This window comes from Flavobacterium sp. CG_23.5 (assembly GCF_017875765.1).
Classification (GTDB): Bacteria; Bacteroidota; Bacteroidia; order Flavobacteriales; family Flavobacteriaceae; genus Flavobacterium.
Genome location: NZ_JAGGNA010000001.1, coordinates 2,937,228 through 2,961,046, shown reverse-complemented (window position 1 = coordinate 2,961,046; position 23,819 = coordinate 2,937,228). Strand labels below are relative to the sequence as shown.

At 34.2% G+C, this 23,819-nt stretch carries 22 protein-coding genes and 1 tRNA gene; 5 read left to right on the top strand and 18 right to left on the bottom strand.

The annotated features are described in order from the left end of the window. The first annotated feature begins 114 nt into the window (after positions 1–114). Positions 115–978 carry an RNA polymerase sigma factor RpoD/SigA gene (locus H4V97_RS12820; RefSeq protein ID WP_007137700.1) on the top strand — a complete coding sequence of 288 codons (864 nt, stop codon included), beginning with the start codon at positions 115–117 and terminating at the stop codon, positions 976–978. A 470-nt stretch (positions 979–1,448) separates the two neighbouring features. Then, entirely contained in the window at positions 1,449–2,111 is a 663-nt protein-coding gene (rpe, locus tag H4V97_RS12815) for a ribulose-phosphate 3-epimerase (protein ID WP_196849813.1), read from the top strand. Between the two features lie 108 nt (positions 2,112–2,219). On the opposite strand, the gene H4V97_RS12810 is transcribed toward rpe, so the two are convergent. The 16 genes from H4V97_RS12810 to mraZ all read right to left on the bottom strand — a co-directional run bounded on the left by H4V97_RS12810 (position 2,220) and on the right by mraZ (position 19,854). Beyond that, positions 2,220–3,026, bottom strand: a complete 807-nt coding sequence (locus H4V97_RS12810) for a zinc-dependent peptidase (RefSeq protein ID WP_196849812.1) — start codon at positions 3,024–3,026, stop codon at positions 2,220–2,222. A gap of 123 nt (positions 3,027–3,149) precedes the next feature. Then, positions 3,150–3,223: transfer RNA gene (locus H4V97_RS12805), tRNA-Arg, on the bottom strand. 49 nt (positions 3,224–3,272) lie between these two features. Continuing rightward, complete coding sequence (locus H4V97_RS12800; protein WP_196849811.1) at positions 3,273–3,722, bottom strand: GatB/YqeY domain-containing protein; 450 nt, start codon at positions 3,720–3,722, stop codon at positions 3,273–3,275. A 344-nt stretch (positions 3,723–4,066) separates the two neighbouring features. Next, complete coding sequence (ftsZ, locus tag H4V97_RS12795; protein ID WP_196849810.1) at positions 4,067–6,013, bottom strand: cell division protein FtsZ; 1,947 nt, start codon at positions 6,011–6,013, stop codon at positions 4,067–4,069. Positions 6,014–6,104: 91 nt separating this feature from the next. After that, positions 6,105–7,490 carry a cell division protein FtsA gene (ftsA, locus tag H4V97_RS12790; protein WP_196849809.1) on the bottom strand — a complete coding sequence of 462 codons (1,386 nt, stop codon included), beginning with the start codon at positions 7,488–7,490 and terminating at the stop codon, positions 6,105–6,107. 6 nt (positions 7,491–7,496) lie between these two features. After that, positions 7,497–8,219: a cell division protein FtsQ/DivIB gene (locus H4V97_RS12785; RefSeq protein ID WP_209549900.1), complete on the bottom strand. Its 723-nt coding sequence runs from the start codon at positions 8,217–8,219 to the stop codon at positions 7,497–7,499. After that, positions 8,206–9,555, bottom strand: coding sequence for a UDP-N-acetylmuramate--L-alanine ligase (gene murC / locus H4V97_RS12780; protein WP_209549899.1), 1,350 nt, complete (start codon positions 9,553–9,555; stop codon positions 8,206–8,208). Before murC ends, H4V97_RS12785 begins: the two co-directional genes overlap by 14 nt. 36 nt (positions 9,556–9,591) lie before the next feature. Continuing rightward, positions 9,592–10,680 carry an undecaprenyldiphospho-muramoylpentapeptide beta-N-acetylglucosaminyltransferase gene (gene murG, locus H4V97_RS12775; protein WP_209549898.1) on the bottom strand — a complete coding sequence of 363 codons (1,089 nt, stop codon included), beginning with the start codon at positions 10,678–10,680 and terminating at the stop codon, positions 9,592–9,594. Between the two features lie 56 nt (positions 10,681–10,736). Next, positions 10,737–12,026, bottom strand: coding sequence for an FtsW/RodA/SpoVE family cell cycle protein (locus H4V97_RS12770; RefSeq protein ID WP_209549897.1), 1,290 nt, complete (start codon positions 12,024–12,026; stop codon positions 10,737–10,739). A 70-nt stretch (positions 12,027–12,096) separates the two neighbouring features. Next, the gene (gene murD / locus H4V97_RS12765) at positions 12,097–13,428 is read right to left on the bottom strand and encodes a UDP-N-acetylmuramoyl-L-alanine--D-glutamate ligase (protein WP_209549896.1); all 1,332 of its coding nucleotides are present in this window, start codon (positions 13,426–13,428) and stop codon (positions 12,097–12,099) included. A 1-nt stretch (position 13,429) separates the two neighbouring features. Next, the gene (mraY, locus tag H4V97_RS12760) at positions 13,430–14,659 is read right to left on the bottom strand and encodes a phospho-N-acetylmuramoyl-pentapeptide-transferase (RefSeq protein WP_209549895.1); all 1,230 of its coding nucleotides are present in this window, start codon (positions 14,657–14,659) and stop codon (positions 13,430–13,432) included. A 22-nt stretch (positions 14,660–14,681) separates the two neighbouring features. Further along, positions 14,682–16,145: a UDP-N-acetylmuramoyl-L-alanyl-D-glutamate--2,6-diaminopimelate ligase gene (locus H4V97_RS12755; protein ID WP_209549894.1), complete on the bottom strand. Its 1,464-nt coding sequence runs from the start codon at positions 16,143–16,145 to the stop codon at positions 14,682–14,684. Then, the gene (locus tag H4V97_RS12750) at positions 16,142–18,145 is read right to left on the bottom strand and encodes a penicillin-binding protein (protein ID WP_209549893.1); all 2,004 of its coding nucleotides are present in this window, start codon (positions 18,143–18,145) and stop codon (positions 16,142–16,144) included. Before H4V97_RS12750 ends, H4V97_RS12755 begins: the two co-directional genes overlap by 4 nt. Further along, entirely contained in the window at positions 18,136–18,483 is a 348-nt protein-coding gene (locus H4V97_RS12745) for an FtsL-like putative cell division protein (RefSeq protein ID WP_209549892.1), read from the bottom strand. The genes H4V97_RS12750 and H4V97_RS12745 overlap by 10 nt, the downstream gene beginning before the upstream one ends. Before the next feature lie 14 nt (positions 18,484–18,497). Beyond that, positions 18,498–19,406 (bottom strand): 16S rRNA (cytosine(1402)-N(4))-methyltransferase RsmH, encoded by a 909-nt coding sequence (rsmH, locus tag H4V97_RS12740; protein ID WP_209549891.1) that lies wholly within the window; start codon positions 19,404–19,406, stop codon positions 18,498–18,500. After that, a complete protein-coding gene (gene mraZ, locus H4V97_RS12735; RefSeq protein ID WP_209549890.1) occupies positions 19,381–19,854 on the bottom strand; it encodes a division/cell wall cluster transcriptional repressor MraZ in 474 nt (157 codons plus the stop codon). Before mraZ ends, rsmH begins: the two co-directional genes overlap by 26 nt. Before the next feature lie 372 nt (positions 19,855–20,226). Here mraZ and H4V97_RS12730 point away from each other — a divergent pair, with 372 nt between their 5' ends. From H4V97_RS12730 to H4V97_RS12720, 3 genes are read left to right on the top strand one after another with little or no spacing between them, the layout of a single operon-like run. Beyond that, positions 20,227–21,003, top strand: coding sequence for an alpha/beta fold hydrolase (locus H4V97_RS12730; RefSeq protein ID WP_209549889.1), 777 nt, complete (start codon positions 20,227–20,229; stop codon positions 21,001–21,003). A 24-nt stretch (positions 21,004–21,027) separates the two neighbouring features. Further along, positions 21,028–21,648: a ribosome biogenesis GTP-binding protein YihA/YsxC gene (gene yihA / locus H4V97_RS12725; protein WP_209549888.1), complete on the top strand. Its 621-nt coding sequence runs from the start codon at positions 21,028–21,030 to the stop codon at positions 21,646–21,648. 20 nt (positions 21,649–21,668) lie between these two features. Beyond that, positions 21,669–22,313: a hypothetical protein gene (locus H4V97_RS12720; protein WP_209549887.1), complete on the top strand. Its 645-nt coding sequence runs from the start codon at positions 21,669–21,671 to the stop codon at positions 22,311–22,313. Positions 22,314–22,441: 128 nt separating this feature from the next. Here H4V97_RS12720 and gldC read toward each other — a convergent pair whose 3' ends face one another. Both gldC and gldB read right to left on the bottom strand, forming a co-directional pair. Next, positions 22,442–22,777 (bottom strand): gliding motility protein GldC, encoded by a 336-nt coding sequence (gene gldC / locus H4V97_RS12715; RefSeq protein WP_073204010.1) that lies wholly within the window; start codon positions 22,775–22,777, stop codon positions 22,442–22,444. Then, positions 22,777–23,733 carry a gliding motility lipoprotein GldB gene (gldB, locus tag H4V97_RS12710; protein ID WP_209549886.1) on the bottom strand — a complete coding sequence of 319 codons (957 nt, stop codon included), beginning with the start codon at positions 23,731–23,733 and terminating at the stop codon, positions 22,777–22,779. Before gldB ends, gldC begins: the two co-directional genes overlap by 1 nt. Between the last annotated feature and the right edge of the window lie 86 nt (positions 23,734–23,819).

The following is a 23,819-nucleotide window of genomic DNA, read 5'->3' as shown; positions in this document are numbered from 1 at the left end:
ATTTGAATTGGGGTTTTTCGCTTCTAATTAAATTATTTTCAAAACAATTGTAACTTTTTTGAAACCCTATACGTATAACCATTTGTACACTTAAAAAATTGAGGAGACAAAAACATGAGACAACTTAAAATCACCAAGCAGGTTACGAATCGTGAAACTGCATCATTAGACAAATATTTACAAGAAATTGGAAAAGTTGACCTTATTACCGCTGACGAAGAAGTAGAATTAGCACAAAAGATTAAAGCTGGGGATCAAAAAGCCTTAGAAAAATTGACAAAAGCTAATTTACGTTTCGTGGTTTCGGTAGCAAAACAATACCAAAATCAAGGACTTACACTTCCTGATTTAATTAACGAAGGAAATTTAGGATTGATTAAAGCAGCACAACGTTTTGATGAAACACGTGGTTTCAAATTTATCTCGTATGCCGTTTGGTGGATTCGTCAATCGATATTACAAGCATTGGCTGAACAATCTCGTATCGTTCGTTTGCCTTTGAACAAAATTGGTTCTATCAATAAAATCAACAAAATGTACGCTTTATTAGAGCAATCTAACGAGCGTCCACCATCTGCTGAGGAAATTGCAAAAGAGCTTGACATGACCGTAAATGACGTAAAAGAGAGCATGAAAAACTCTGGTCGTCACTTATCAATGGATGCACCTCTTGTAGAAGGAGAAGATTCAAACCTTTATGACGTTTTACGTTCAGGTGAATCTCCAAATCCGGACAGAGAATTAATCCACGAATCATTGCGTACTGAAATCGAGCGTTCATTGGAAACATTGACTCCAAGAGAGGCTGATGTAGTTCGTTTGTACTTTGGTCTTGGCGATCAACACCCAATGACTCTTGAGGAAATCGGAGAAACTTTCGACCTAACGCGTGAGCGTGTGCGTCAAATCAAGGAAAAAGCAATCCGTAGATTAAAACACACTTCAAGAAGTAAAATACTAAAAACCTATTTAGGATAAAACAAATCCCAATATTTGAAATTCCAAATCCCAATTTATCTTTTGGAGTTTGGAATTTCGAATGTTGAGATTTTACAGTAAACAACAGTTTGATTGACTGTTCGTTTTTTGATTGATGATTGAAACTCCGGCTGATTACCGGAGTTTTGCTTTTTAGCCCCCTAACCCCCGAAGGGGGAATTAGAAACTTCTAATCTTTCTTTCTATTAAAAAAAAAATGCTTTTTGGATTTGATTTGGGCGTGCCCCTTCGTAAAAACTTCGGGTCGGGCTTTCGGCTTTATCTCTCCGCTACGCTACGAGGATACCACCTCTATCCCTCACGCATATATAGTACGGACAGCTCGAGCTGTCCCTAACGAGCCATCCCGATAAAAAAACTTTCGCATTAATTGTAAAAAAGTTACTTTTGCAGAAACTACAACTTTGTAAAGACGCACTGCAGTGCATCTCAACGTAACAAACAACACAATGAAAAACACAATAATTGCGCCATCAGTACTTGCAGCTGATTTTGCTAATCTGCAACGCGACATCGAAATGATTAACAACAGCGAAGCCGATTGGTTTCACATTGATATCATGGACGGCGTTTTTGTTCCCAATATTTCTTACGGAATGCCAGTTTTGGAAGCGATTACAAGACATGCTAAAAAAACAGTCGATGTTCATTTAATGATTATTGACCCGGACCGCTATATTAAAACTTTTGCTGAATTAGGAGCTAATATTCTAAGCGTACATTACGAAGCTTGCACGCACCTTCACAGAACCTTACAAGCGATTAAAGCCGAAGGTATGAAAGCCGGTGTTGCCATTAATCCACATACTAATATTGACTTATTAGAAGATGTAATCAATGATATCGATTTGGTTTGTATCATGAGCGTAAATCCAGGTTTTGGAGGTCAATCTTTTATTGAAAACACCTACGCAAAAGTTAAAAAGTTAAAAGACTTAATCAATATAAAAGGGGCGACTACACTTATAGAGGTTGACGGTGGCGTTACTAATAAAAATGCAAAACAATTGGTAGAAGCAGGAGCAGATGTTCTTGTTGCTGGTAGCTTTGTATTTAAAGCGGAAAATCCAACAAAAACGATTGCTGATTTGAAACAATTGACAGCTTTGTAGAAAGACTAGTCTCCAATAAAAAAGTCCCGTTCTGCTAAATTATCAGAACGGGACTTTTTTTATTGTTATAATATTCTAAAATGAGGACACAACAAATCCAGAACTCGATTATTTATCCGTGTAATTAATCATTGTTCTTACTTTTTCAAAAAGTTCAGGAAATTCTTTGTTGAAAATATGAGGTGTTTCGAAAAAATGCTCTAAAACTACGGCCATAAATTCTATCTGATTAGTGTAAGCGTAAATCCTGAAATAATTTGATGCAACAAGATTATTAAGAACATAGGGTTGGACTAAATATTCTTTTATTTCAACATAAGCATCCGAAAAAACAATGCTACTTTGATCCCTTCCTTTCAACCCATGAAAATATAAAGCGTGTGAAAACTCATGCAAGCCAAGATTCAGATTGTCACTTTCAAATTCAAATCCTTCCAAGAAATCCTTCCAGGACAAAACTACGGTTTTCATTCTCGGATTAAATTCTCCTTTATGGTATTCTTGATTAATGGTAGAAAAATAGGATTCCGGATACACAATAATTCGATCAAAAACATTGATTAAATAATGCCGCATTCCAAAAGTCAGCATTACGAAAGTAGCAGAAATGAGTATCCTCACTTGATCAGTAACAAAAAAATCTCCTTTCCCTACAAAATCGTACTTGGCAATAAATGCCGCCACACGATGCTCAAAAAATTGCTTTCTTTTAATGGATAACTTTTGGTAAAAGGTAAATTCCTGTTCGAGAATATATTTTTGTGAAGGAGTAAGTTTGCGCGCTATTGGGTACCAATGAATGTAAAGCGGTTTATTAAAAACAAGCACATACAAAGGTTCGATGATAATACTAAAAGCCCATCCAGCTATCAAAATGCTGAAAAATACTATCATGAAAATTTGAAATGTATCCATCTGTTTTATGGCCTAGCATAGGTTGACACACCTAAACTACAAAACTCTAGTTTGAAAACAAAAAAAAGCCACAAAACAGCTAAAGCGAGCTTTACTATTTTATGGCTAATCAAAGTTTATTAGTGGCCGCGACAGGGTTCGAACCTGCAACCCTCAGAGTCGAAATCTGATATTCTATCCAGTTGAACTACGCAGCCAGTTGATTTAAGATTGTTGATATAAAATCGTCAACCTTAAATCTAAATTTTATGTCAATAGCTTTTTTACTATTGTAGAAATGGTTTTCCCTTCGGCAGTTCCTCCTAATTGTGCAGAGGCCAATCCCATCACTTTTCCCATCGCTGCAATACCTGACGCTCCAGTTTCCGCAATGATTTTTGCAATTACAGCTTCAACTTCTGCTTCGCTTAATTGTGCTGGCAAGAATTTTTCGATTACTGCGATTTGTGCCAATTCTGGTTCAGCTAAATCCAAACGATTTTGTTCTGTAAAAATTCTAGCACTTTCCTTACGGGTTTTTACCAATCTCTGAAGCAATTTAACCTCGTCGTCTTCCGTAATTTCTTCTTTTGAACCTGTAGCCGTTTGTGCTAAAAGAATTTCAGATTTAATAGCTCTTAGTGCTTCCAATGCAACAGTATCTTTGGCTCTCATGGCGGCTTTAAGCTCGTCCATGATTTTTATTGATAAACTCATATTAATTTTAGATATTAGATTCTTGATATTAGATTTCCCATTCCACCTGAAAAACTGAACACTGCAACAGAGCACTTAAAAATTGCCCCAGATGGTAGTAAAAAGCCTTTTTGGGAGAAATTGTATTTTTTCTTGAACTTAAAAAGCGACAAGCGGAAGCTCTTTTAAGGGCTTAGAAAAAACCATTTTCGAGAAAAAGCTTGAAACGACAGCTGGATTAAGGCCTGACAAATTTAAAGAAATTAACTGGAATTAACAATAGATTGCTTTCATCTCGTTACACAAAAAAAATAACCCGAAAATTAAATTGAATTTTCGGGCTATCTCATTTTGGTTTGAGTTAGTTAATCTACATTGTCATGTAAATACGAATTGTTTGAACGCAACTGTAAATCATTGTTGCTGTCTGTCCCCACAGAAATTCTCGAATTTGTATTGTTTGGTTGATTGTTTGAGATATCAATACCTAATCTTTTGTAGGCAGGTTCTTTCTCATACTCATCAATTTTAGAAACATTATTATGAAACTTGTAATTGAATTCTTTTAGTTTTTTTCTTCTTTCGTCCGCTCTAAGTTTCAACGTTTCCTCAATTGTCATTTCCATTGGAGAAATACTTTCGAAATGAGTTGGTGCATTTGTAGATGCGTCTACTTGTTTCATCGTGATATTTAACTCGGCTGGAACAGGAACTTCAACTGCTTTCGCAATTGGTTTGGCTGCAAAATCATTCTCAACTTCCATATACTCTTCAAGAGAATATTTGATAATTCCTCTGTCAGACAATTCTGTTACTGGCACAAATTGAACTGCTTCGTTTACTTTAATCTCACGAGTTTCATTCGTTAGTTCAAACAAAACTTTATTTTCTTCCACTTGAGCTACTGGTTCCGTTTTGAAAAGTGGCAGGTCAAAAGAGAAAGCAGTTTGTTCTTGTCTTTCTATAATTTTTGGTTGTACCGCTTTAACTTCTGGTGCAGTGAAAGTAAATTCAATATCCTTAATTGGTGAAACGATTTCAAAAGTCACATCTAAATTTTTTATAAATTCAGACATAACCGTCAATTCTTCTTTATTAATTGTTGGAGCCGTAACGACTGGCGCAGGAGCTACTACTGGTTCAGCAACTAAAGTTGTATCTTCTAATAAATCAAAAACAATTCTTTCGTTAGAACTAGATGCTGGCGTTTCGCTATTTAAATCGAATGCAGCAACTGTTTTATTACTTAGATTATGAACACTTCTTTGCTCGTCCTCTAGGGTATGAATAATTTTTTTAGGTTCTGTATTTACAATTTCATTTTGTTGTTCAATATCAAATCCTGTCGCAATTATAGTAACTGCGATAGCATCCCCAAGTGATTCGTCTTCACCAACCCCCATGATAATATTGGCATTATGACCTGCTTCGATTTGAATATGATCATTAATTTCTCCAATTTCGTCAATTGTAATTTCATTAGTTCCAGAAACGATAAGCAACAATACGTTTTTGGCACCGGTAATTTTATTATCATTTAACAAAGGAGAATCCAAAGCAGAAACAATTGCTTCTTTAGCTCTATTCTCGCCTGAAGACACAGAAGATCCCATAATAGCCGTTCCGCTATTATACAATACTGTTTTAGCATCTCTTAAATCTATATTTTGAGTATAGTGATGTGTAATTACTTCAGCAATTCCTCTTGAGGCTGTTGCCAAAACTTCATCAGCTTTTGAGAACCCAGCTTTGAAACCAAGATTTCCGTACACTTCTCTTAATTTATTATTATTGATAACAATTAACGAGTCGACTTGTTTACGCAATTTATCTATTCCGATTAAGGCTTGTTCCTGACGCACCTTTCCTTCAAATAAGAAAGGTAAAGTCACAATTCCTACCGTAAGAATATCTCTTTCTTTAGCCAATTGCGCAATTACGGGAGCTGCTCCAGTTCCAGTTCCACCACCCATTCCTGCAGTGATAAAAACCATTTTAGTATTGCGATCCAACATTTTTTCTATTTCGGCAATACTTTCAATAGCGGATTGTTGACCTACATCTGGGTTTGCTCCAGCACCAAGTCCTTCAGTCAAATGCACTCCTAATTGTATTTTATTAGGAACTGAACTACTTTGGAGGGCTTGTGAATCAGTATTGCAGACGATAAAATCTACGCCTTTAATCCCTTGTTTGAACATGTGATTTATAGCGTTACTACCGCCTCCACCTACACCAATTACTTTTATTACATTTGATTGATTCTTTGGTAAATCAAATGAAATACTTCCAAATTCTGAGTTGCTCATCATTTTATTTGGTTTTTAAATTCTTGTTTAATTCTTTTTTCTCTACTAAAAGCTTGGGGCAAAAAGGAGATTTAAAATATTATTTATTTTGCTGTTATTCTGCGTTATCTAAGAAATCTTTAATTTTATCAACATATCTGTCAAAAAACGATCTTTGGATTTTATCCCCGGTAGACTCTTCTTGTTTACCTCTAAAGCTTTTTACTTCCTCTTCCATCTCTATTCTAGGAACTTCCACCTCAGTATTTTGCATAACTGGCGGTCTGTAAACAATAGTTTTTGGAGGCTCAATAGCATCCATTCGTACTGCACTTTGAGAATTATTTTGAATGCTATTCATCACCAATCCTACTGCCGTTGCATATAAAGGACTTGAAATCTCCTCATCAGAATCTCCAGCTAAATGCTCGTTTGGATAGCCAATTCTGGTATCCATTCCAGTAATGTATTCCACTAACTGCTTGATGTGTTTCAATTGAGCACCACCACCGGTAAGCACAATCCCAGCAATTAATTTTTTACGAGGATCTTCATGACCGTACGCTTTTACTTCGGTGAAAACCTGATCTATAATTTCTACTACACGAGCGTGAATTATTTTAGACAAATTCTTTAAAGAAATTTCTTTTGGTTCTCTACCTCTCAATCCTGGAATAGAAACAATTTCGTTGTCTTTATTTTCTCCTGGCCAAGCAGATCCAAATTTAACTTTCAATAACTCCGCTTGCTTTTCAATTATAGAGCAACCTTCTTTAATATCATCTGTAATTACATTTCCTCCAAAAGGTATTACAGCAGTATGACGAATAATACCATCTTTAAAAATGGCCAAATCCGTTGTTCCACCACCTATATCGATAAGTGCAACTCCAGCTTCTTTTTCTTCCTGACTTAAAACAGCATCAGCAGACGCTAATGGCTCCAATGTCAAACCTGACAATTCAATTCCCGAACTTTGAATACATCTTCCTACATTACGTATCGATGATGCTTGACCTACCACAACATGAAAGCTCGATTCTAATCTTCCGCCATACATTCCAATAGGCTCTTTAATTTCCGATTGCCCGTCAATTTTAAATTCCTGTGGTAATACATGTATAATTTCTTCGCCAGGTAACATGGCCAATTTATTTACTTGGTCAATTAAAAGCTGAATATCATTCCCTCCAATTACTTCTTCGGGATTATTTCTGCTAATATAATCTGTATGTTGAATGCTACGAATATGCTGACCAGCTATCCCAACAACGACATCTTTAATCTTATAACCTGAATTATTTTCAGCTTCCTGAATTGCTTGTTGGATAGATTGAATAGTTTGAGTAATGTTATTCACAACACCTCTTGCCACACCCAAGCTTTTGGATTTTCCAATACCCAAAATCTCTAATTTTCCGTACTCATTTTTCTTGCCTATCATGGCAACTATTTTGGTTGTCCCAATATCTAGACCTACTGCAATATTCTCTTTTTCCATTATCTATTATTTAGTGCAAACTACTTGTTCCGTAAATCTGAGATCTATTTTTTTATATTTATACAACGAACTATCTAAAACTGCTTTTTGAAAAAAAGCTTTATAATTTTTAAATTTACGCTCGACATTTATCATTCTGCCAAAATCAATTTGGTAATCAAAATTTCTGTTGAGCATTAATAAGCTACCATTCGGCATAATTTGAATCCCAATGATGTTTTTTTTCAAAAACGCATCGTCATAGATTATGCGAAATAAATCGGCTAAATCTTCGTTATTTTTTTTATTAATCCCCCCCGAAACAAGTGGAACTCTAGCTGTAAAATTTGCTGACAATGGCATTCTACTTCCTTTGTAATCAATATAGAAAGACCCTTCATCATTAAAAACTCTGGCTATAGGAGTCTTTTGTTTCACCACTGCTTTTAGAACACCGTCTATACTCACAAATACATCTGATTTTTCAATCATTTCTTGTGCATCTAGAATTCTTTCCAGCTTATTCAAATCTAAATTAACTTTTTGAATGCTCGATGCATCTTTTTTATTTTCTATTAACAATTTATTAACCGTTTCTTGTCTTACAAAAGGAGCGTCATCTCCTACAAAAACAACGACAGATTTACTCACTTTTCTATTCGCGTTTCGATTTGACGTAAACGAAAACAGAAAAATCACCAATGCAAACATGAGTACTAATCGAATATTTGTCCAATTAAAGAGTTTCATTTATCGCTTTTTTAATTGTTGGTACCATTTCTCCAATATCTCCTGCGCCAATAGTTACAATAACTGTTGCATCGCTGGCTAAAATGGTTGGAACTAAATCATTTTTATTTACCAATTTTTTATTATCATTCGTCATTTTATCCATCAACCATTGCGATGTTATCCCCTCCATCGGTACTTCACGAGCAGGATAAATATCCAACAAAACGACTTCGTCAAAAGCAGATAAACTTTTCGCAAAATCGTTTGCAAAATCTCTGGTTCTGCTAAATAAATGGGGTTGAAAAATAGCCAAAACTTTTTGATTTGGATACAATTCCCGAACCGCCTGATGCACTGCATTTATTTCCGTTGGATGATGCGCGTAATCATCAATGTAAACTAAATTATCTGTTTTAATTTGGTAGGAAAACCTTCTTTTTATTCCTTTAAATGATGCTATGGCTTTTGCAATGGCATCGGTTGGGGTGCCGAATAATTTTGCCATTGCCATAGCCATTAATGCATTCATTAAATTGTGTCTTCCAGGTAATCCAAATTGCAAATCTTTTATAATTTCGGTTGGAGTTTGCACATCAAACACATAACTTCCATTTCCTATTCGAACGTTAAAAGCCTTATAAACAGCCTCTTCATTGACCGCACAGGTTATACCTTCAATAGGCAATTCCTTCGTTATAAAAAGATTGCTTTTATCCTCTACTTTAGATGCAAATTCTATAAATGATTCTTCTATCGCTGCTGTTGTTCCATAAATATCCAAATGATCGGCATCCATCGAGGTAATACAAGCAATATTAGGATGCAAATGCAAAAACGAACGATCAAATTCATCTGCTTCAACAACAGTGACTGTTTTACCGCTTCCTATTAAATTTGAATTATAATTCTCTACAATTCCCCCAATAAAAGCAGTAACATCAGCACCACTTTCATATAAAATATGCCCTAAAATACTTGAAGTTGTTGTTTTACCATGAGTCCCGGCTACTGCAAAGCAAAAAGTGTCCTTAGTAATTATTCCTAATACCTCTGCTCTTTTTTTAACATTATACTCTCTTTCCAAGAAATAATTCCACTCGGAATGAGCTTTAGGAACTGCTGGAGTAATAATAACTAACGTGTTTTCCAAGAAGTAATCTTTTGGAATCAAATCAATATTATCTTCAAAATGAATTGAAATACCGCTTTCTATTAATTCATCGGTAAGCATAGTTGGTGTTTTATCATACCCCGAAACTTGCTTTCCGATATTTTTGAAATAACGAGCCAAAGCACTCATACCGATGCCTCCAATTCCTATAAAATAGACGTTATGTATTTGATTTAAGTTCATTTATTTAGGTCTTTAATCTATTATCTATTCTTTTTTTTATCTAATTAACTTTACAATTTCATCAACAATTTGTTTTGTTGCTTCAGGCATTGCTAATTGTTTTATATTTTCACTCAGTTGATTTTGTTTTCCCTGGTCTTTGAGTAAGGCTTCAAAAACAAGACCAAATTGCGAATCAAGTTCACTTTCCTTCAACATAATCGCTCCTTTTTTCTCAACAATTGATTGGGCATTTTTAGTTTGGTGATCCTCAGCAACATTAGGCGAAGGAATAAAGATTACAGGTTTTCCCACAATGCACAACTCCGACACTGAAGATGCGCCTGCACGAGAAATTACGATATCAGCGGCAGCATAAACTAAATCCATTCTTTCGATAAAAGCAATTACCTGAACATCACCTTCATTATATTTATTATAATCGTCAAAATATAATTTCCCGCATTGCCAAATAACCTGAACATTCTGAGAAAGTAAATTATTTAATTCTTTTTCAATTAATTGATTTACTCTTCTCGCACCCAAACTTCCTCCAAGAACCAACAATGTTTTTTTGTTGGTATCCAAATTAAAATTCAGTATTGCTTCTACTCTTTTGTTTTCAATTCCAATTAAATCTTGACGCACCGGATTCCCTGTCAAAATCATTTTGCTTTTAGGAAAAAAACGTTCCAGATTCTCATAAGCAACACAAATTTTGTTTGCTTTTTTACTTAGCCATCTATTTGTAATTCCCGGATACGAGTTTTGTTCTTGAATCACGGTGGGAATTTTAGCAATCGCAGCGACTTGTAATAATGGTCCGCTTGCAAAACCTCCAGTTCCTATAACAACATTAGGTTTAAACTCTCTGATTATTGTTCTGGATTTTAATAAACTTGCAAATAACTTAAGTGGAAAAAGTGAATTGTCAAATGTCAATCGTCGTTGAATACCAGAAATCCAAAGTCCTTTAATTTTATAACCAGCTTGAGGGACTTTTTGCATTTCCATTTTATCCTGAGCTCCTACAAAAAGAAATTCAGCATCTGGAAAACGAGATTTTAATTCATTGGCAATCGCAATCGCAGGATAAATATGTCCTCCAGTTCCGCCGCCACTTAATATGAATTTGTATTGTTTCATTTTTATAATGTTACTGAGTTCCTACGTTTTCAAAAATTATTTAATCCTAAAATTGATTACTTATTTAAAACTGCATTCATTGGATTCTTAGCCTTATCCACAATGGAATAAACATTATTTGTAGTCTCCTCCTCCTCTAATTCTCTGTCAATTAATTTTTGAAGCGCTTCTTCTCTCAACGCAGAATCTTTTAGTTCCTGAGCAATTTCTTCTTCTTTTTTGGTTACACTTATTATTATTCCAAGTGCAAAACAAGTCATCCAGATGGAACTTCCTCCACTACTTATCAACGGCAATGTTTGTCCCGTAACCGGCAATAATTCTACTGCAACTGCCATATTAATCATCGCCTGAAATATCATCGGAAAACCTAATCCTATAACTACTAATTTGCCAAACAACGTATTCGCTTTATGAGATGCAATAACAAATCGAAACAACAACAATAAATATAAAGCAAGCACTCCTAAACCTCCTAGTAGTCCATATTCTTCCACAATAATGGCATAAATAAAATCCGAAGAAGATTGTGGTAAGAAATTCTTCTGAACACTTTTACCTGGACCTAAACCATATATTTTACCAGATGCAATTGCGATTTTAGCCTTCTCGATTTGATAATCATCTTCATCGGGTTTATCCGTGCTAAAATTATCTATTCTGCTTTCCCAAGTATGGACCCTACTAAAAAACCTGGAATCTGGAAAAGCCTTAGAAAGCAGTACAAAAAAAGCAAGAAATATTATTCCTGTTCCTATAATAATTCCAATATATTTTAAAGGATATTTACCTATAAAAGCCAACATCAATATCATTGAGAAAATCAGTGCTGTTGTAGAAAAATTGGCAGGTAAAATCAAGATTAAAGTAAAAAATACGGGCAACCAAAGTTCCCATAAAGAGGACTTGAACGTAATAGGTTCTTCTCTAGTTTTGGACAAATAACGAGCTACAAATATAAATAACACAATAGAGGCTAATGTCGACGTTTGAAATGTTATCCCAATAAATGGTACTTGAATCCATCGACTGGCATTGGCGCCAGCTATAACTGTTCCTTTAATTAATGTATAGGCTAATAATATCCAAACAACAGGTAATCCTACTTTAGAAATTGCTCTAAAATAATGATACGGCACTTTATGAACCAAGTAAATAATGGTAAAACCAATACAAATGTGAGCCAGATGTTTTACCAAATACCCCAATGTATTTCCGTTTCCTTGACCTATATAAGCCAAATTACTACTCGCACTAAAAACAGGCATAAACGAAAACAAGGCCAATAAGGCCACAAATGACCAAATCCCTTTATCTCCTTTTAAATTGCCTATTAGTTTTTTCATTCTTTCTTTTTGTTTAAAGTTTTTTTCGTTTAAAGTTTAAAGTTGGCCAACTTAGAACGAAGAAACTTTTTTATAAATTCTTAACCGCTTGTTTAAATTGATTCCCTCTGTCTTCGTAGTTTTCAAACAAATCAAAACTGGCGCAAGCCGGCGACAATAATACCGTATCTCCTTTTTCTGTTAGACGTTGTGCCATTTTTACTGCATCATTCATGTTATCCACTTCAACCATGATATCAACGACATTCCCAAAAACATCTATGATCTTTTTATTGTCAACTCCAAGACAGATAATTGCTTTTACTTTTTCACGAACTAAAGACATCAATTCGTTATAATCATTTCCCTTATCAACACCACCCACAATCCAAACTGTAGGTGTATTCATGCTGTCTAATGCAAAAAAAGTTGCATTGACATTGGTTGCTTTGGAGTCATTGATGTACTGCACATTTTGAATTTTCAAGACTTTTTCAAGACGATGCTCTACTCCTTGAAAATTAGATAAACTTTCACGTATTGTAGATTTTCTAATCTGCATCAGTTTCGCTACAGAGGTTGCTGCCATTGCGTTTTTCATGTTATGTTTTCCTTCTAAGGCAATATGCTCTGTATCCATTTTAAACTCTTCTTGATTGATGGTTATTTCCATTTTGTTGTTTTTTATATAAGCTCCTTCGCTGAAAGTTTTAGTCAATGAAAAAGGAATTAATTTAGCTTTAGTTGTATGCGTTTTAAACCATCCCGCAATGGCTTCATCATCTGCGTCGTATATGAGGTAGTCTTCCTCCGTTTGATTCATAGTAATTCTAAATTTTGAATCAATGTAATTTTCATATTTATATTCATATCGATCCAAATGATCCGGACTGATATTAGTAATAATTGCAATATGCGGTTTGAAATCTTTGATTCCATCTAACTGAAAACTGCTCAACTCCAAAACGTATGAATCAAATTTATTATCAGCGACCAGCCAAGCAAAACTCTTTCCAATATTTCCTCCCAATCCTACATTTAATCCGGCAGATTTCAACAAATGGTAAGCCAGCATAGTAGTGGTGGTCTTCCCGTTACTTCCTGTTATTCCAATAATTGTCGCATCCGTAAAGGGTGCTGCGAACTCAATTTCTGATATCACTGCAATTCCTTTCTCAATAAGTTTTTTTACTATTGGAGATTTTTCAGGTATTCCAGGGCTTTTCATGACCACATCAGCATTTAGAATCAGAGCTTCCGTATGCTGCTCTTCCTCCCATGCTATTCCATTAATAATAAGAACTTCTTTGTAATTTGCTTTTATCTTTCCAAAATCAGATACGAATACATCATATCCTTTTTTCTTACCCAGGATAGCAGTACCTATACCGCTTTCTCCTCCTCCTAAAACAACTAATCTCATACTATCTTAGTTTTAAAGTAACAATTGATAATATGGCGAGCATGATAGCAACAATCCAAAATCGAGTGACTATTTTACTTTCGTGATAGCCTTTTTTCTGATAATGATGATGCAATGGTGACATTAGAAAGATTCTTCGGCCTTCACCAAAGCGTTTTTTAGTGTATTTGAAATAGCTAACTTGTAATACGACAGATAGATTTTCGACAAGAAAAATTCCGCATAATAGAGGGATTAGCATCTCTTTTCGAACAGCAATTGCCAAAACGGCAATAATTCCGCCTATTGTTAAACTTCCCGTATCGCCCATAAAAACCGAAGCCGGATAGGAATTATACCATAGAAAACCAATTAATGCTCCCACAAACGAAGCGATAAACACCGTCATTTCCCCCGAACTCGGGATATACATAATATTCAAATAGTTAGAAAAAATAATATTTCCAGAAACGAAAGTGAAAATCGCAAGCGCCAAGACAGAAATCGCTGAAGTTCCCGCGGCTAACCCATCAATTCCATCGGTTAAATTAGCACCATTAGAAACCGCAGTAATAATAAAAATAACTATAGGAATAAAAACTAACCACGCCCATTTTTCATAACCTTCGCCTGTCCATGCCAATAATTCAGCATAATCAAATTCATTGTTTTTAAAGAAAGGAATAGTCGTTGCAGTAGATTTTTCTTCAACTGGTGCCTGAACAATCACATTTTCTGTTGGTGTTTTAAAAATATCCGTTTTACCAGTATCTTGTCTTACCGTAACTGCCGGACTAAAATAAAGTACCGAACCTACAATTAATCCCAAACCAACTTGTCCAAAAACTTTAAAGATTCCTTTCAGCCCTTCTTTATCTTTTTTGAAAATTTTAATATAATCATCTATAAAACCAATTGTTCCCATCCAAAGCGTAGTAACAATCAATAAAACAATATAGATATTGTGCAGTTTTGCAAAAAGTATAACAGGGACCAAAGTGGCAAATATGATAATCAAACCTCCCATCGTAGGCGTACCTGCTTTTTCATTTTGACCAGCTAAACCAAGCTCACGCACTGTTTCTCCCACCTGTTGTCTTTGAAGGAATGCAATGATTCTTTTCCCATAAATCGTGGACAATAGTAGCGAAAGCATAAATGCTAAAGCGGATCTAAAAGTTATGTATTGAAAAACACCCGTTCCAGATACATTTAATGTTTTGTCTAAATATTCAAATAAATAATATAGCATATTCGGTTATGTGTTTATTTGGTTATTTATTAAGTTGTTCTAAAATTTCCTTAACCGTTTCCATGTCATCAAAATGTTGACGAATGCCTTTAATCTCTTGGTAAGTTTCGTGTCCTTTACCGGCAATTAATATAATATCATTTGGCTGAGCCAATTGACAAGCTGTTTTTATAGCCTGTTTCCTATCGCTAATCGTTAGCAATTTTTTATAGTTTTGAGGCGCAACACCTTGTTCCATTTCGCTAATGATAACATCGGCATCTTCATCTCTAGGATTGTCCGAAGTGAGGATTGCTTTATCACTAAGTTCAGATGCAATTCCTCCCATAATTGGGCGCTTCGCTTTATCTCTATTTCCTCCGCAGCCTATAACTGTAATTAATTGTTCGTTTTTTGTGCGAATATCATTTATAGTTTTTAGTACGTTTTCCAAAGCATCCGGCGTATGAGCATAATCCACAATTGCAGTAATATTGGTTGTAGAAACAATAAATTGGAAACGACCTGAAACACTTTCTAAATCAGATAACAATCGCAACACTTCTAAACTTTCTAAACCCAATTGAACTGCAGCTCCGTAAATAGCCAATAAATTATACGCATTGAATGTACCTATAAGCTTAACCCATACTTCATTTCCATTTATTTTCAACAACAAACCTGACAATTGATTTTCCAGGATTTGCGCTTTATAATCTGCATACGATTTTAAGGCATACGTAAGTTTTTTGGCTGCTGTATTTTGCAACATTACTTGCCCATTTTTATCATCAATATTTACTAATACAAAAGCTGCTTTAGGCAAATTATCGAAAAACGACTTCTTAACATCCCTATATTCTGCAAACGTGGGGTGATAATCCAAATGATCGTGAGATAAATTGGTAAAAATACCTCCAACAAAATGTAATGCTTCTGTTCTTTTTTGATGAATCCCATGTGAACTCACCTCCATAAAACAATATTCAACACCGTTTTCCACCATTTCTTTCAGATAATGGTTAATTGTGATTGAATCCGGAGTGGTATGTGTCGCTTTATATTCTTTCTCATCCACCAAAATTTTTACAGTAGATAATAATCCAACTTTAAAACCTGCTTTTTTAAACAATTGATACAACAACGAAGCAATTGTCGTTTTACCATTTGTTCCTGTAATACCAACTAATTTCAGCTTTTCAGAAGGGTCACCAAAATAATTTGCAGCCATATATGCTAGGGCTGAATTAGTGTCTTTTACCTGAACATAGGTAATTCCTTTGACAAGAACTTCTGGAAGTGTATCGCAAATAACTGCCGCAGCTCCTTGCTGAATTGCTTTTTCTATATAATCATGTCCGTCTGAAATAGAACCGCGAATCGCTATAAAAACATCATTTTTTTCGATTTTTCTAGAATCGAAATCCATTTTGTCAATAGCAATATCTGTCGAACCATTAACGGCAATGATAGCTACTTTGTATAATATGTCTTTTAAAATACTCATGATAATTCTAATAGTATAGTTGCGTTTTTCACAATGTTTTGGCCAGCCTGAAGCGATTGTTTTTTTACTTTTCCTATTCCGACAACTTTCACTTTTACACCTAAATTCTCCAATAAAGCTAAGGCGTCCATTCCTGACATTCCTTTTACATCAGGTATGAATTGAGACTTATTTTGTGATTTTACAAAATAAGAGTCATAATTACTTTCCTGCTTTGGTATCTTTCTGTCTAAATTCTTAATCTTATTAGTCGAAGGAGCATCAGTAAAAATTTTTTGCGCAATCCTTTTAAAAACAGGACCTGCCACATCCGCACCATAATAATTGTTATTTACCGTACTAGGCTTATGAACGACAACTATACAAGAATATTTTGGATGCTCTGCTGGAAAATAACCAACAAATGAAGATGCGTAATATTTTCCTGCTCCACCATCTTTTGCATAATTTACTTGGGCCGTTCCTGTTTTACCCGCCATAGAAAAATCTTTAGAGTAAAGCTTAGCACCCGTTCCTTTTTTAACAACATTCAACAAAACGGCTTTTAGTTTCAAAATAGTTTCTTGCGAGCATACTCTTGGATTTAAAACGACTTTGTCAATTTTTTTGATTGTTTTATTCCATTCTTTTATTTCCGAAACAAACTGAGGTTTTACCATCACACCGTTATTGGCAACTGCATTATAAAACGTAAGCGTTTGCATAGGTGTTACCGAAACGCCGTAACCAAAAGCCATCCAAGGAAGCGAAATATTAGACCAGTTTTTATCCTTTGGCTGGGGAATTCTGGGCATTCCTTCTCCTTTTAAATCAAGACCTAATTTTCTGTTCAAACCATATGAATCAACATGATTTACAAATTTTGAAGGATTATTTTTATAGTTATTATAGACTGCTTGTACCATAACTGTATTAGATGAAATTTCAAATCCTCTTGCTAACGAAATTTTTTGTGGTCCGCCTCTATGAGAATCTTCAACCTTTTTACCATAATAAGTAATTAACCCTCCTTTTCTATCATAAACAGTGCTCGTATCCGCCACTTTATCTTCAAGAATAGTCATTAAATCAACCAATTTAAACGTAGAACCTGGCTCGTGAGACTCGGCGACTGCATAATTAGTAGTTTCATAATAGGTTCCGTCCTTGCCTCTTCCTAAATTCGAAATTGCCTTAACTTGTCCTGTACTTGTCTCCATAACTACTACACAACCGTGGTCTGCCTGATAATCTTCTAATTGTTTTAATAATGCATGATGCGCAATATCCTGGATAAAAACATCAATTGTAGAGATCACATCGTAACCATCCTGTGGATCAACTTCGTTAATGTCACGCAACGGTTTCCATTGTCCTTTTGCAATTTTTTGTTTTAAAATGTTCCCATCTTTACCATTAAGATAATTACGGTAAGCCCATTCTATCCCTTTACCGTCTGAAGATCCGTTTGAATTTCTTCTTTCATAGCCAATGGTACGTTCTGCAATTTTTCCTATTGGATGTTTCCTAACCGTTTCTTGTTCAATGATAATTCCACCTTTGTTGCTTCCCAAATTAAACAATGGAAACCCTTTAATTTTAAAATATTCTGTGTAGCTTAAATTTCGTGCAATCAAATAATATCTATTTTTGTTTGCTCTTGCTTTTCTTAATTCATTTTGAAAATAACTAGACGGTTTTCCTAAAATTAAAGCTAATGAATCCGATAATGGTTTAACATTTTTTTCGAATGATTCCGCTTTTGGAGTAACAGCATCAAAACGTATTTCATAATTAGGAATAGAAGTCGCTAAAAGACTGCCGTCGGCGGAATAAACATTTCCTTTATTAGCAGGAATTAGAAAATTTCTAACCGTTCTTTCTTTGGCTAGCTTTCTATAATAATCCCCTTCTACCCACTGAATATTTGTCAACTTAACAGCAATCGCAATGGCCATCAAAAAGATAGCGAAAGCGACCAGATAAATTCTGTACGATATGTGTTTATCTTCTACTGCCATATTTTTTTAAAGAAACTTTTTTCTTCTTCTTTTTTAACTTCTATTTTAACTGGAGGAACTGTTGATGGAAAAATGTTTTTTTCTACCATTTTTTCAGAAACAGTCGATTCCATTTTCAGTTTCATTAACTCTGATCGTCTGTCAACAAATTCTGAACGTAATTCTTTTACTTGATTTGTTAATTCAGCAATCTTAAAAACTTTTTGCTCAAAACGCTGTGTATTTGCAATCATAACTATAGCCAAAACAATAACAAAGACAATGAAACGCCAATTCTTAACAGCATCATCATCTATAAGAAACCTCGCTTTTAATAGACTATAAACTCTGTTTTTCATTTTCATATAACTAACTATCTCTTTTCAGCTATTCTTAATTTTGCACTTCGAGCTCTATTATTAATTTTTATCTCAGCTGCATCCGGAACTATTAATTTTCCAATAGTTTTAAATGGAACAGAAAAATTACCGAAAAAATCGCGCTCAGGTTCTCCTTCAAACATTCCGTTTTTCACAAATCTTTTCACTAATCGATCTTCCAATGAATGATACGATATGACAGATAATCTTCCGTTTGGATTCAATATTTCTAACGATTGTTCCAAAAACTCTTTCAAAACATCCATCTCTTGATTCACTTCAATTCGGATTGCCTGATAGATTTGAGCCAATATTTTATTTCTGACTCTTTCCGGTAAATATTTCGTTAAAACCTCTTTCAATTCATCTGTTGTTTTGATTGGACGCTCCTCTCTGGCTTCTACAATCGTCCTTGCCAAAGCTGGTGCATTTTTCAATTCCCCATAATCCAAGAAAACTCTTTTTAGATTTGCTTCATCATATTCATTAACCACACGATATGCATTTAAATCATTTTTCTGACTCATTCTCATATCTAATTCGGCATCAAAACGAGTAGAAAAACCTCTTTCTGGCACATCAAACTGATGTGAAGAAACGCCTAAATCCCCTAAAATTCCATCAACACTTTTTACACCATAAAAGCGTAAAAATCTTTTTATAAATCTAAAATTTTCATTTATTAGCGTGAACCTTTCGTCTGGTAATGCATTCGCTAATGCATCTTCATCCTGATCAAAAGCAAATAACTTTCCGTTTGGACCAAGTCTTTTTAAAATCTCTTTTGAATGACCACCGCCTCCAAAAGTCACATCTACATAAATGCCGTCTGGTTTAATATTTAAACCATCTACTGATGCTTGAAGCAAAACCGGATTATGATATTCCATACTCATTGTCATTTATATTTCCCATTACTTCCTCTGCTAAATCTGCAAAATCAACATCGTCGCCGCTTATTGATTTTTCGTACAAATCTTTATCCCAAATCTCAACAATATTTACTGCTGATGAGAATACAACGTCTTTTGCAATAGTTGCAAATTGCACTAAATCTTTTGGCACTAATAATCTACCCAAAGCATCAATATCAACCACCTTGACTCCGGCGGTAAACCTTCGAATAAAGTCATTATTTTTCTTTACGAACTTATTCAGCTTGTTGATTTTTTGCATCACCAAATCCCATTCTTTCATAGGATATAATTCTAGACATGGCTGAAAAACGGAACGCTTCAAAACAAAACCGTCTTGAAGAGAAGAAGCCAATTGCTTTTTTAAAGGCGCTGGCAAAAGCAGCCTTCCTTTAGCATCAACTTTACATTCATATGTTCCAATAATTGTGTCCAAGCAAAATGTATTAAATGGTGTAGAGCAAAAATAGAAAAAAAACTACCACATTTTACCACTATATACCACTTTGTTAATAAGTTTCACCACTTTAGACTAAAAACCCTTAATTTTTGGACAATCAGAACGTTAGACCTATTTTGTTTTATTTGTAAGAAAGATAACATCAATAAAAAAGAAGCCCATAAAACATTATACGAATTCAATTTTACTTTTGGCAAAAAGAGCAAATAATTAACAATTCGCGCCTTAAAAAACCAAATAATAGCAAAATTAACTGACGATTTAAAAACAATTAAAATTGTTGTAAAAAATTATATTTATTTATTAAATCATATATTTGTCAAAATTGAAAATCCGCATTCTAGAAAAATGGAAAAACACTATAAAAAAGAAGGTAAATACAGCTATTATGAAGCTGGAGAAGGAATCCCAATCGTCATCCTTCACGGCTTGATGGGAGGATTAAGTAATTTTGACGCCGTTGCTAGTTATTTTTCTACCAAAGGATATAAAATAATAATCCCTGATCTTCCAATATACACACAAAGCATTTTAAAAACTAACGTTAAGGCTTTTGCTCGTTACGTTAAAGATTTTATTACATTCAAAGGTTTAGAACGAGTAATTCTTTTAGGAAATTCGTTAGGTGGTCATATTGCACTTTATCATACAAAAATGTATCCTGAAAAAGTAGCGGGTCTTGTAATAACCGGAAGTTCTGGTCTTTACGAAAGTGCTATGGGTGATAGTTATCCAAAAAGAGGTGACTATGAATACATCAAGAAAAAAGCTGAAGATGTTTTTTACGATCCAAAAATCGCTACTCCGGAACTTATTGACGAAGTGTATGCTTCCGTAAATGACCGAATAAAATTAATAAAAACATTGACGATTGCCAAAAGCGCCATTCGTCATAATATGGCAAAGGATTTACCAAAAATGCATGTTCAAACCTGTATTATTTGGGGCAAAAATGACAAGGTTACTCCTCCTGATGTCGCTATAGAATTTAATAAACTATTACCCAATTCAACCTTGTATTGGATTGACGAATGTGGTCATGCGGCCATGATGGAAAAACCCGAAGAATTTAATCGTTTGTTGGAAGAATGGTTATCCGTAACTCATTTACAAGTACACGCTTAAAAAGAATAATTACATACGCAAATCATGAAAATTAATACTGCCGAATTTATTATCAGTAACTCCGATGTAACAAAGTGTCCCAAGGAATTTTTGCCGGAATATGCTTTTATAGGCCGATCAAATGTTGGAAAATCCTCCTTGATAAACATGCTAACGAATCACAAAAAATTAGCCAAAACATCCGGAAGACCTGGAAAAACCCAATTAATTAATCATTTTTTAATTAATAGCAATTGGTTTTTAGTCGATTTACCAGGTTATGGCTATGCCAAAGTTTCTAAAAAAACAAAATCTGTTTTTCAGGAATTTATCACTGATTATTTTGAAACAAGAGAGCAATTAGTTTGTGCTTTTGTGTTGATTGATATTCGTCATGAGGCACAAACCATCGATATTGAATTCATGTCCTATATGGGCGAAAGTGAAATTCCTTTTTGTATTGTTTTCACCAAAGCCGATAAAATCAGCAAAGTGAAAATCGATTCTCACGTTGCGGCTTACAAAAAGAAAATGTTCGCAAACAACTGGGCCGAAATGCCTCAATATTTCGTTACCTCCGCTACAGAATCAACAGGAAAAGAAGAATTACTTTCCTATATAGACGACGTAAATCAGGAAGTTTTCAAAAACAACAGTCAGTTTTAAAACGTTCTAAACACACGAACATGATTAAAAAAAACAGCACATTAATCCCTGTTTTAGTTGTTATTTTAGTATTATTTGCTTCTTGCAAAAGCAATACTTATATCCTCACCAATACTAGTTATAAAACTGGTGTTGATTTCACAAAAGGGAAATGGCTACTTAATCAATTAGATAGTCCAAGTTACAATACCGAAAAACTAACCGATCAGGCTACTGCTTTTTTTAAAGACAATTTAAAAGACCGCTATTTTTACAGAGACAACGTTGACGGTTTATTAATATCTTATCAAATCCCATTAAACCCAAATAAACAAAAACTTAAAGAACTAAAAATTGGGACGGGTTTTGATTATTTTATTAATATCTCTTCTAAAAAAAATAAAAGCGAAATAGGCACAATTGGCTTATATGAAGACGAAAATTCAATCGGCTCCAATCAAAGCGAGGTAACATTAGAAATATATGATTTGAATTTACAAGAAATAATCTATTCCCAAAGAGCGATCGGAAAGGTCTCAGCAAGAAAAGAAAAGTCAGTCTGGGAAACCAAAAAATCTGATAAATTAATCGACAACATTTCTTTTCACAAAAGTTCAAATGCGCTAATGACTGGAAGTTTGAAGAAAATTTTAAAAGATCTAAAAAAGAAATCCATAAAAAATTAAAATTATTTCAGTCTTAAAGACCATATAACAACAAAAAAAACTGCAATTGAAACGAATCATATTGCAGTTTTTTTTGTTTAAATTCTAGAGTTAAAATTACTTTATAAAGATTTGAGATCAAAAATCCGTTATTTCGTCAACTCCAATTTCTCTGCAAAATAATCACAGAAATCCTTCATTGTATCCGCCATTTTCTCATCATCTGTGGCACGTTTAAAAGTTTCAGACATAGCCACTAAAGTTTGATGAAAGAAAATTTTCATTTCATCGACCGGCATATCTTTAGTCCATAAATCAATCCGCATGCTTTCTTTAGCTTTACTGTCCCAAATAGACAACATAATAGCTTTAGCTTCCTGCGCTTCCACTCCGCCGTCTTTAGCAGACCACATTAATTTTTCCGGAACACGGTTATCGTCTAATTCGATTAGAAATTTAATTTCTGATGTATTTTTATCTGACATTACTTTTTAGGTTTGTATTTTGATTTTTCAAATATTTCTTTTGCATCTGTTTTTAATAACTCGGTGATAGGTACCTCATTATTTTTCATGTAAGAACGAATAATTTGCCAGCCAATCCAAGCGCCAACACGTCCCGGTGACTCATTATCAATTTCTAAATAAAATTTAGAAAACGGAGCCGGACTGATAAATCGCGGCAGCAGCTTTTGATCATCACTGTAGAGCATTTCCTTTTCTATAAAATACCGCCACATATAACTTTCATTTTCTTGACACCATTTTATTTGTTCGGGTGTATAACCCATTTTGTCTGCGTCACTATAATTTGGCAATAGTAAGTCTTTTAAATATAGCTGTTTTCCAAAATAAACCATTTGATTCAGCAAATTTTTATCTGAAGCAGGGGCTATTTTACGTGCCGAAAAACTTGAAACTATATCTGGCATTATTTGACTTTGTTCCAAATTCTGCTTTATATAATTTGGAAATTGATAAAATTTATGTTCTTTTCCCAAATACAGTTCAAGAGAAATAATTACCAAACTATCAGCATATATAGCCTTATTGTTATAATCCATTTCAGAAATTATGGTAACAACTTTTGGCGTTTTAGTGTTAGGAAAATAATATTTAATATGTTTAAAAAGCTCCTCAAGTTCCACTTTTACGGGTTCGAAATTTGAATATTTCTTTTCAACTTCGGTATATAACTCGCGCCATAAGGGATCTTGCATCTTATTTAACCAAACACTATCATCATTGCCTTGAGGGAAAAAATAGGGATACTCTTTTTTCAAATTCCCCAAATCTTTGGAAGGAGTTTCAAAAAATATTTTGTCAAATCGTTCAATTTTAAGTTCTAAAGGAATCGCATCAACTGCTTTTTCTGTTTTACTTTTTTTATCACAAGATAAAAAAAGTAAACAAAAGGCTATGGACAATAGATGTATTTTCATATTTATTAAGTAAATTTGTAGCCAAAGTAATAGTAAACTAATAAACTACGAATTGATTTGCAAATATACATTCCTACTTTTTAATA